We start from the raw sequence: 8,791 nt of genomic DNA on the forward strand, positions 1-8,791 counted from the left end.
TCTGCTGAATAGTGTTTCACTGCCCGTCTTTGCTCCGCCCCCTGTACGATTACGAGAAATCAGATGACGCGACAACTATCCTGACACAGGGGGTATCGTTCAGTAAATCGTTTAATTGTGCAGATCACCGACGAAGTGGAATTGGCGGAAATTGGGAGCGCAGCGAATCAGCAAGACAAATTCGGGACGGCAGGTGGACATATCCGTGCAGCATTGCTACTTCTCGCAGACCGGAATCATCCAGATTATCGGAATGTTGTGAAGGAGTCGATTTCCGCGATTGAAGGGATGGGAAAGGTGCTAACCGGAACCGACAAAGGAACTTTGGACGACGCACTAAAGGCGCTGAAAAAGCAGCCACTGTATTCGCCTGCGTTGCTCGATGGGTTTAGAAAGATTTATGGTTGGAGTTCAGATAGTGATGAAGGCATAAGACACTCGATGAAAAAAGAATCGACCTTGGGTTACGCTGAGGCTAAATTTTTCCTCATCATTTGTAGTGCTTTTGTGAATTACCTCAAAACTGTTGGTGAGATTAACGCTGACGAGCAAGACAATAACGGAGAGCCTTCTTAGTTGCATGACTGTCTCCGGCCAAATGCAGACATTCATTGCAACTGAAGGTATGGGAATAGATATGGACCAGCGTGCTCTTGTTGTGCGACTTCAAACCCCCTTTGCAGGCTACTGCGCGGATGATGCCACTGCGCGTGATGTTATTCTTGCCGGACTGAGCTGGCCCACTTGCACCCCAGCCGGTTATTGGCAGGGCTTGGCAGTTGACTGGATTGAGCAAGGGGTGGCCGTAGATGCTGAAATGGCTGAGTTCCTTGAAGTAATCGCGACAACGACAAAGCTCCCTCAAACGCTGCGCCACAAGGCTCGGGCAATCGTGCGGCGTCGGCAATCCGAACAAGTATTTCACCCTTGAAAGTAATATCGGCACCTACCGGCCAGGAGCGGACGGCGTAGATGATTTGGGAGTTTCAATGAAAGAGTTACGGTTTAATATTTTCGGCACACTTATCGGCATAGCTGGCTCGGACAAGGGCTGGCGGGCCTTTTACCTAGGAACCGATGGGAAGCGCCGTCCCGCAGATTTTGTGGTACCAGGTGATGTTGCGGAGGATGAGCTATGTGAGTATCTGGCTGACCTCTACCATGAGAATGCAACGCCACGAAACTACAATGCCGTGCAATTGACCTGAGGTCAGTTCTCGGCCAAGAGCAGCCGGTTACGCTTAAAGGAAAATATGGCTGATTTTTATAGCGCGGAGGTACTTGACCGAACCAGACTTCTAATCGAAAAGCGCTTTTACGTGGACACGGACCGCGCTCTAAAATTGGCTGGGCTGGCTTTAGATGGAATGGTGGCTCATGGACTAGACCCGGCAAATCATGACAGCGTGAAGAAAACGGTCGAAGTGGTGGTGCGTTCGTGGATATATAGGAAATAGGCCAGCAGACATCTTACTGCCAATCACTGGACATACAAAAAATCTGTTGATACTAAAAATAGAACAGGTATAGAACTCGTTGCATATCGCTGCTAACTTTAGTGAAACGCGAAAACTAAGAAAAACTGGCACTTTGTTCCCACACACGATAGAAGCTAAAACGATGCAAACTCTACGACACAATTTTTTTGCAGCAATCATTAGCATGTTCTGTGGCCACGCTATGGCTACGGAGCTAATTGAAAAGCCTAAACCAGCCTTTGACTACGGCGACCTCGTAGGGCGCCTTACGCAGTCAGGATACTTTCTCGAAATCTTAACAACGCGGGAGTGCAAGACCTACGCACGTGCTCCGCATTTCGCATCCACTGACATCCAAGAAATTGCTCGTCGATTTCCTCCTGGCGTGCTTCCCAAAAACGTAAAATTTGAAGAAGCTTACCGAGAGCCAATCGCTCTTAGACGGGGATATGCTGAGCGAGAAATCAATGAGTTGACCAAAGCGCTCGCTAAAAACAATTCCGCCCAAGAGCTACGATGTGGGATTCTTCTGGGTTTCGGTAGCGCCGCATATTATAGAAATAAGATAGATTGGGCTGAATACAATAAATTAGAAAATCCAGTGTGGGAACAGCCATAAACTTAACGTTCATTAGAAAAATTTACAGGCAGCGAGCATTTTGGTTGCTGGCATAATAATGACCATGCTTGTCAAGAATTATCTTTGGATAAATATGAATGTCTGCAATGGGGCGTAAGCCGCCGGTCATTTAAAAGCCATTCTCCCCAATTCAGTTGATAAATCTTGGTGTGTCGGTATCCGACTGGAATCAATGGTCTAATCCGGAAGGGAATCACTGGCCGGCATTGCACGAGAATGCTTGAACGGAAAATGGCAGCAAGCGAGCCTATTGTTGCGTCCGAAATTACTTGACCGCTGCATGTGCAAATGGTGGGCGCTAGCACGCCCTACCGATGAGCTTCAGCAGTCCGTCTATCGTCTAGTTGACGCTTGAAAAAAACCGCCCGAGTCGCGGCGCCGGCTTCGCGCTTGTTCGAGCCCGGCCGATTACTGAATCGGAACCCAGCCCGGATGGTTGAAGTACTTGCCGTAATTGTTGAGGGCGACGACTGCCTGGTGCGCGGCGCCGGCCTTGTTCGCGTCGGCTTTTCCCCGCATCGTTTCCGCTGCGGCGATGAGTTCGCCAATGACAATGTGCAGCATCGCATCGGCGTCCGCCGGCAGCTTGCAGTTCTTCACGATGTCGCCGACCGAGGTGTCGACGGCGGCGCCCAGCGCCGCGTACTCGGCGGCGCCCAACTCGCCCTTGTGGATCGCCTTCGTCTTCGTCCGCAAGGTGTCCGCCAGCGAAGACATGTTGTTGCGCAAGGTGGCATCCGTTTGCCATTGCTTGTCCTTGTTCATCTGGAGCGTTTGCTGCTCGCCATGATGATGGTGGTCGGATGCGAGTGCGGAAGACGCGGTGAAAGTCAGGGCGACGAAAAGAGAAAGAAATAGGCGCATCGTTGAAACTCCATGAGAAAAAAACAAATGGCACGAAGGTTGTCCCAAGCGGTAAGTTCTCCAGCATGAACACGACCTTGCAGATTGCACCGCCCGGCTCAAACGGTCGCTAACCCATGCCGGCCACCGATTCTACTGGCCCGGCTCGCCAAGGCGGCGCAGCGCACTACCGCGCCGCTCGTCCTCCTGCGCGTTCTCGGCCATGCTCTGGCGCACGAAGTCGATATGCTGGCGCGCCGCCTGCGCCGCCGCCTCCGGCTTGCGCAGGCGGATCGCCAGCCAGATCGCCCGGTGCTGCGCCTGCAGACAATCCCAGCGCGGCGGCTGAGCGTGCAGATGCTCCAGATTGCGCGCCACGTCGCCGCGCAACACCTTCATCAAACTGGCGCTGAGGTGGCCGATCAGCGCGTTGTGCGCCGCCTCGGCGATGACTTGGTGGAAAGCCGCGTCGATATCGATGCAGGAGTCCAGGTCGCCGTTGGTGCACATCGTCTCCAGCTCGGCATAGGCGGCGTCGAGGCGGGCGAGGTCGGCCTCGGTGGCCCGCTCAGCCGCCAGCGAGGCCGCCTGGCTCTCCAGCATCTGGCGGAATTCCAGCAGGTCGCGCTGCAAGGCCGGATGGCCGCTGAGCATCTGTTGCCAGGGGTCGACAAAATGCGCCTCCAGCCGGTCGGTCACGTGGGTGCCGCCGCCGTGGCGCGTGAGCGTCAAGGCGGCCAGCCACTCGACCGGCGCCGTGCTCAAGGCCTGGTCGCCCTTCCTGATCCTGACCGTGTTCGTCACCATCTAGTCGCTCAAACCCTTCAAGGCGCTGTTCGGCAAGACCGGCGAGATGGCCTAGACCGTCATCAACCTGCCGGTGCCCATGCTCGACAAGCTGGTCATCAAGATGGTGCCCATCGTCAAGGTGGCGACGCCCTACACGGCGGTCTATTCCTTCAACTGGCTGGCCGCCACCGGCACCGCGATCCTGTTCGCCGCCGTGGTCACGCTGTTGATGCTGCGCATGAAGCCGCGCGACGCCGTGGCGACCTTCGGCGAGACGGTGGTCGAGCTGGCCAAACCCATCTTCTCGATCGGCATGGTGTTGGCCTTCGCCTTCGTCGCCAACTATTCGGGCCTGTCAGCGACCTTGGCCTTGCTGCTGGCCGGCACCGGCGCGGCCTTCCCCTTCTTCTCGCCGCTGCTGGGCTGGCTGGGCGTGTTCCTGACCGGCTCGGACACCTCGTCGAACGCCCTGTTTTGCAATCTGCAGGCGACCACGGCGCACCAGATCGGCGTCGCCGACACCCTGCTGGTGGCCGCCAACACCACCGGCGGCGTGACCGCCAAGATGATCTCGCCGCAATCGATCGCCGTGGCCTGCGCCGCCGTCGGCCTGGTGGGACGCGAATCGGATCTGTTCCGCTTCACCGTCAAGCATAGCCTGATGCTGGCCGTGCTGGTCGGCCTGATCCCCCTGGCGCAGGCGTATCTGTTCCCTTGGATGATACCGTAGGCGTTTCCGGCGGCGGCCCCGGCCGCCGCCAAGCCCGCTCAATACGTCCCGGGCAGGAGTATCTTCCGGTCGACATCGGCGACGTCGCGCAGGCCACAGAAGGCCATCGTCAAATCCAGCTCGTTGCGGATGATGTCCAGGCATTTGCTGACGCCCTGCTCGCCCATCGCGCCCAGGCCGTAGAGGAAGGGGCGGCCGATGTAGACGCCCTTGGCGCCCAACGCCAGCGCCTTGATGACGTCCTGGCCGGAGCGGATGCCGCCGTCCATGTGCACCTCGATCTGCGTGCCGACGGCGTCGACGATGGCCGGCAGCGCGCCGATCGACGACTGCGCGCCGTCGAGCTGGCGGCCGCCGTGGTTGGAGACGATCAGCGCGTCGGCGCCGCTGGCCACCGCCAGGCGCGCGTCCTCGGCGTCCATGATGCCCTTGATAATCAGCTTGCCGCCCCAGCGCTGCTTGATCCACTCGACGTCCCGCCACGACAGGCTCAGGTCGAACTGCTGGTTGGTCCAGGCCGACAGCGAGGACATGTCCGACACCGACGAGGCGTGGCCGACGATATTGCCAAAGCCACGGCGGCGCGTGCCCAGCATGCCCAGGCACCAGCGCGGCTTGCTCGCCATGTTGATCAGGTTGGGAATGGTCAGGCGCGGCGGCGCCGACAGGCCGTTGCGCAGATCCTTGTGGCGCTGGCCCAGCACCTGCAGGTCCAAGGTCAGCACCAGCGCGCCGCAACGGGCCGCCTTGGCGCGGTCGATCAAGCGGTTGATGAACTCGCGGTCCTTCATCACATACAGCTGGAACCAGAACGGCGCCGTGGTGTGGGCGGCGATATCCTCGATCGAACAGATGCTCATCGTCGACAAGGTGAAGGGGATGCCGAATTTTTCCGCCGCGCGGGCGGCGAGGATCTCGCCGTCGGCGTGCTGCATGCCGGTCAGGCCGGTCGGCGCCAGCGCCACCGGCATGGCCACCGGCTGCCCCACCATGCTGCTGGCCAGGCTGCGGTTCTCCAGGTTGACGGCGACGCGCTGGCGCAGCTTGATCGTCTGGAAGTCGCTGGCGTTGGCGCGGTAGGTCGACTCGGTCCAGGAGCCGGAATCGGCGTAATCATAAAACATGCGCGGCACGCGCCGCTGGGCCAAGCGGCGCAAATCTTCGATGCAGGTGATGATGGTCATGCACACTCCCTCGTCAATGAACCGTCGAATCATGGTCCATTTCGCTGGATATGCCAATAGAAGAATTGCCAAGTCGGCATCCGTTTTACCTCGGCGGCTGGCCACCCCATGATGGAAATATGCAAGCTCGGCCGACCAAGCTGGAAGCCGACGTGGCCGCGATCGAAATTGATCTGGCGCTGCCCGCCCTCTGCCTGCGACGTTTTCGGACCCGGAATAGAAAAAGGGACCAGATCTTGCGATCTGGTCCCGATATTCTGGTGCGGCTGGCAGGAATTGAACCCACGACCCCTTGGTTCGTAGCCAAGTACTCTATCCAGCTGAGCTACAGCCGCGAAAGACAAGATTATGACAGGACTTTAGCGATCTGCAAAGGATGCCAAGCAGAAATTTTGAATTTTCTTCAGTTGCGGGCGCTTTCCACGTATTCGCACGCGCCCACTTTGCCGAACTTTGTTGCCGCCCGGCGCCAAAGCGTCACCCAAAGCGCCACCACTTCGCCAGCGGCCCCGAAAAACGGACGCGCAAAGAAAAATAGCCTAGAGGATGTCTCCTCTAGGCTATTCTTCACTACAACAATTCTGGTGCGGCTGGCAGGAATTGAACCCACGACCCCTTGGTTCGTAGCCAAGTACTCTATCCAGCTGAGCTACAGCCGCGAAAGACAAGATTATAGCAGGGCTTTGGCGTTTTGCGAAGGATGCCAAGCAGAAATTTTACCGGCCGCGAAAACCGACTTCGGGGACGGCAACCATGCGCGCGCAGGACGAAAAAAAGCCCGGAGACTCGCGCCTCCGGGCTTTTTCTTCTACAACAATTCTTCTGGTGCGGCTGGCAGGAATTGAACCCACGACCCCTTGGTTCGTAGCCAAGTACTCTATCCAGCTGAGCTACAGCCGCGCAGGCCAGCATTATAGCAGGCGTTTTGAAAAAGGCGAAACTTTCTAAATCCGGCCTGATTTGCCCTGCCGCCGCCCGCCCCCCTCCGCCGGCACCGCCGCCCCGGCCACCCACTGGGCACCTCGAAAAACCACCAAATTGTCGTTCCGCATCGGCGGACCGCCGCGTAGGCGGGAACCCATGCCGAGCCAATGGACATGCGGGGTATAGATTCCCGCCTGCGCGAGAATGACGGTTTTTCGAAGTGCGCCACTGTTGCGCCGCCAGCGCCGACGTCCTGCGCTTACCACATCCGCATCAATAATCTTTTGACATTGCCTAAAAAGTAATTCATAATTATCAAATAGCAATTTAAATTACTCCCAGAACACCTTTCAAGGCAATAGCCAATCGCGTCGTTGCGGTCTTCATGGTTCGCCTTACCCTCCCATACTCTTTTGAGGACTTGAGAACATGACGATGAACAAACTGATCTTCGCCGCCGCAATGGCCCTGGCCGCCGCCAGCTCTGCCCAGGCGGCGGCGATTCGTGGCCTGGCCAACACCGGCGCCAGCGCCGGCCTAATCGACAACAACTATCAACTGAACGGCAAGTCCAGCTTCGTCACCGCCAACGACGCCGCCTTCCCCTTCCCCCACTGGTCGGCCAACAGCGCCCTCTCGCGCTGGATCATGCCCACGGCGCTGCAGGGTGAATCGTTCAACCACACCTCGCCCGGCACCTACACCTGGCACCTGGGCTTCGACCTGAGCGGCTTCGACGTGGCCAGCGCCGCGTTCAGCGGCCGCTTCGCCGCCGACAACACCGCCACCGCCTACCTGAACGGCCACGCCATCGGCCTGACCAGCGGATTCGGTGAAAACGACTGGCGCCAGCTGAGCGCCAACAATTTCTTCGTCGCCGGCGTCAATTCGCTCGACTTCGTCGTCACCAACTATGCCTACGGCGCCGGCAATCCGACCGGCCTGCGGGTCGAGTTCTCGACCTCGCACGTGACGGCAGTGCCGGAGCCGGAAGCCTTCGCCATGCTGCTGGCCGGCTTGCTGCTGGTTGGCGCGGCCGCCCGCCGCCGTCAAAGCTGAAACAAGCCCCCCCCCCGGGCGGTCCGCGCCGCCGCGCGCCCTGCCGCGCAAAAAAAACAACGCCTGATGCGCCAACGCAACAGGCGTTTTTTATTGGGCGGTGGCCGCGCGCGGCCACCATGTCCCACGCCCACGCTGCGACGGCCAGCGCCATATTTCCATAAAGAAACGTAAAGTATTACTTTGACATTTAACTTGATCTGCATCATACTTATCTCAAGGTAACTCAAGTTGCCAACGAACACTTTATACGGCTATGGCCGACCGCCCCCTCCCCGCGGCCAAATATGGTTTGCCCCATTTCAGCAGTGTTCTTTTATGAATTTATGAATAACACAAGGAAAACCATTATGAAAACCGCAATCTTCGCCGTAGCCCTGGCCCTCTCCTCCATCGGCGCCGCCCAAGCCGACTCGATCAACGGCCTGGTCAACACCGGCGCCGCCGCCGGCCTGGTCGACAGCAACTACACCCTGAGCAGCAACGTCAGCTACGTGACCGCCAATGACGGCGCCTTCCCGTTCCCGTACTGGTCGGCCAACACCAGCACTTCGCGCTGGATCATGCCAACCGCGCTGCAGGGCGAAACGTTCGACCCGAACTCGAACGGCACCTACACCTGGCACCTGGGCTTCGACCTGAGCGGCTTCGACGCGGCGAGCGCCTCGTTCAGCGGCCGCTTCGCCGCCGACAACGCCGCCACCGCCTACCTGAACGGCCACGCGCTGGGCACCACCTACGGTTTCGGCGAAAGCAGCTGGGCCAGCCTGAGCGCCTCGTCCTACTTCGTCAACGGCGTCAATTCGCTCGACTTCGTGGTCACCAACTACGCCCAAAACGGCGGCAATCCGGCCGGCCTGCGCGTCGAATTCAACAGCTCGAACATCACGGCGGTGCCGGAACCGGAAACCTACGCCATGCTGATGGCCGGCCTGCTGCTGGTCGGCGTGGTGGCGCGCCGCCGCAAGGCCTAAGCAAGCACCGGCAACAAGCCCTGCAACAAGCCCCGGCGGACGGCAGCGTCCGCCCGCGCCAGACCAAACGCCCGATGCCCCGCATCGGGCGTTTTTTTATATGGGTGAGGGAAAGTGGCGCGGAAATAGAAAAAGGGACCAGATCTTTCGATCTGGTCCCACAATTCTGG

9 protein-coding genes, 3 tRNA genes and 1 pseudogene are annotated in these 8,791 nt (G+C 58.7%); 7 read left to right on the top strand and 6 right to left on the bottom strand.

Going from position 1 to position 8,791, the window contains the following annotated elements; genetic code table 11:
- Positions 1–117: 117 nt before the first annotated feature.
- The 4 genes from H7U20_RS26545 (at position 118) to H7U20_RS26560 (ending at position 2,097) form a co-directional block, all read left to right on the top strand.
- Entirely contained in the window at positions 118–576 is a 459-nt protein-coding gene (locus tag H7U20_RS26545) for a hypothetical protein (RefSeq protein WP_199762156.1), read from the top strand.
- Positions 577–598: 22 nt separating this feature from the next.
- Positions 599–931, top strand: coding sequence for a hypothetical protein (locus H7U20_RS26550; RefSeq protein ID WP_233411119.1), 333 nt, complete (start codon positions 599–601; stop codon positions 929–931).
- A 58-nt stretch (positions 932–989) separates the two neighbouring features.
- Positions 990–1,208: a DUF7661 family protein gene (locus tag H7U20_RS26555; protein ID WP_199762158.1), complete on the top strand. Its 219-nt coding sequence runs from the start codon at positions 990–992 to the stop codon at positions 1,206–1,208.
- A 412-nt stretch (positions 1,209–1,620) separates the two neighbouring features.
- Complete coding sequence (locus H7U20_RS26560) at positions 1,621–2,097, top strand: hypothetical protein (protein WP_199762159.1); 477 nt, start codon at positions 1,621–1,623, stop codon at positions 2,095–2,097.
- Positions 2,098–2,526: 429 nt separating this feature from the next.
- Here H7U20_RS26560 and H7U20_RS26565 read toward each other — a convergent pair whose 3' ends face one another.
- Complete coding sequence (locus H7U20_RS26565; protein ID WP_199762160.1) at positions 2,527–2,982, bottom strand: hypothetical protein; 456 nt, start codon at positions 2,980–2,982, stop codon at positions 2,527–2,529.
- Positions 2,983–3,114: 132 nt separating this feature from the next.
- Positions 3,115–3,768 (bottom strand): FadR/GntR family transcriptional regulator, encoded by a 654-nt coding sequence (locus H7U20_RS26570; protein WP_199762161.1) that lies wholly within the window; start codon positions 3,766–3,768, stop codon positions 3,115–3,117.
- On the opposite strand from H7U20_RS26570, the pseudogene H7U20_RS26575 reads away from it, so the two are divergent.
- Positions 3,692–4,480: pseudogene (locus H7U20_RS26575) on the top strand (L-lactate permease); the annotation flags it as partial. The gene H7U20_RS26570 and the pseudogene H7U20_RS26575 overlap by 77 nt on opposite strands.
- A 38-nt stretch (positions 4,481–4,518) precedes the next feature.
- On the opposite strand, the gene H7U20_RS26580 reads toward H7U20_RS26575, so the two are convergent.
- The 4 genes from H7U20_RS26580 to H7U20_RS26595 all read right to left on the bottom strand — a co-directional run bounded on the left by H7U20_RS26580 (position 4,519) and on the right by H7U20_RS26595 (position 6,564).
- Positions 4,519–5,664 (bottom strand): alpha-hydroxy acid oxidase, encoded by a 1,146-nt coding sequence (locus tag H7U20_RS26580; protein WP_199762162.1) that lies wholly within the window; start codon positions 5,662–5,664, stop codon positions 4,519–4,521.
- A 258-nt stretch (positions 5,665–5,922) separates the two neighbouring features.
- Positions 5,923–5,999: transfer RNA gene (locus H7U20_RS26585), tRNA-Arg, on the bottom strand.
- 247 nt (positions 6,000–6,246) lie between these two features.
- Positions 6,247–6,323: transfer RNA gene (locus H7U20_RS26590), tRNA-Arg, on the bottom strand.
- Between the two features lie 164 nt (positions 6,324–6,487).
- Positions 6,488–6,564 (bottom strand) — tRNA-Arg (locus H7U20_RS26595).
- Positions 6,565–7,017: 453 nt separating this feature from the next.
- Here H7U20_RS26595 and H7U20_RS26600 point away from each other — a divergent pair.
- Both H7U20_RS26600 and H7U20_RS26605 read left to right on the top strand, forming a co-directional pair.
- A complete protein-coding gene (locus tag H7U20_RS26600) occupies positions 7,018–7,647 on the top strand; it encodes a PEP-CTERM sorting domain-containing protein (protein WP_233411120.1) in 630 nt (209 codons plus the stop codon).
- Between the two features lie 350 nt (positions 7,648–7,997).
- Positions 7,998–8,621, top strand: coding sequence for a PEP-CTERM sorting domain-containing protein (locus H7U20_RS26605; RefSeq protein ID WP_199762163.1), 624 nt, complete (start codon positions 7,998–8,000; stop codon positions 8,619–8,621).
- Positions 8,622–8,791 lie beyond the last annotated feature (170 nt).

The organism is Rugamonas violacea (genome assembly GCF_016461825.1).
Lineage (GTDB): Bacteria > Pseudomonadota > Gammaproteobacteria > Burkholderiales > Burkholderiaceae_D > Rugamonas.

Coding starts and splice junctions, on each gene's coding strand:
- H7U20_RS26555 (WP_199762158.1), top strand. CDS start 990: ATGAAAGAGTTACGGTTTAATATTTTCGGCACACTTATCGGCATAGCT.
- H7U20_RS26605 (WP_199762163.1), top strand. CDS start 7,998: ATGAAAACCGCAATCTTCGCCGTAGCCCTGGCCCTCTCCTCCATCGGC.
- H7U20_RS26600 (WP_233411120.1), top strand. CDS start 7,018: ATGACGATGAACAAACTGATCTTCGCCGCCGCAATGGCCCTGGCCGCC.
- H7U20_RS26580 (WP_199762162.1), bottom strand. CDS start 5,664: ATGACCATCATCACCTGCATCGAAGATTTGCGCCGCTTGGCCCAGCGG.
- H7U20_RS26565 (WP_199762160.1), bottom strand. CDS start 2,982: ATGCGCCTATTTCTTTCTCTTTTCGTCGCCCTGACTTTCACCGCGTCT.
- H7U20_RS26560 (WP_199762159.1), top strand. CDS start 1,621: ATGCAAACTCTACGACACAATTTTTTTGCAGCAATCATTAGCATGTTC.
- H7U20_RS26550 (WP_233411119.1), top strand. CDS start 599: ATGCAGACATTCATTGCAACTGAAGGTATGGGAATAGATATGGACCAG.
- H7U20_RS26570 (WP_199762161.1), bottom strand. CDS start 3,768: ATGGTGACGAACACGGTCAGGATCAGGAAGGGCGACCAGGCCTTGAGC.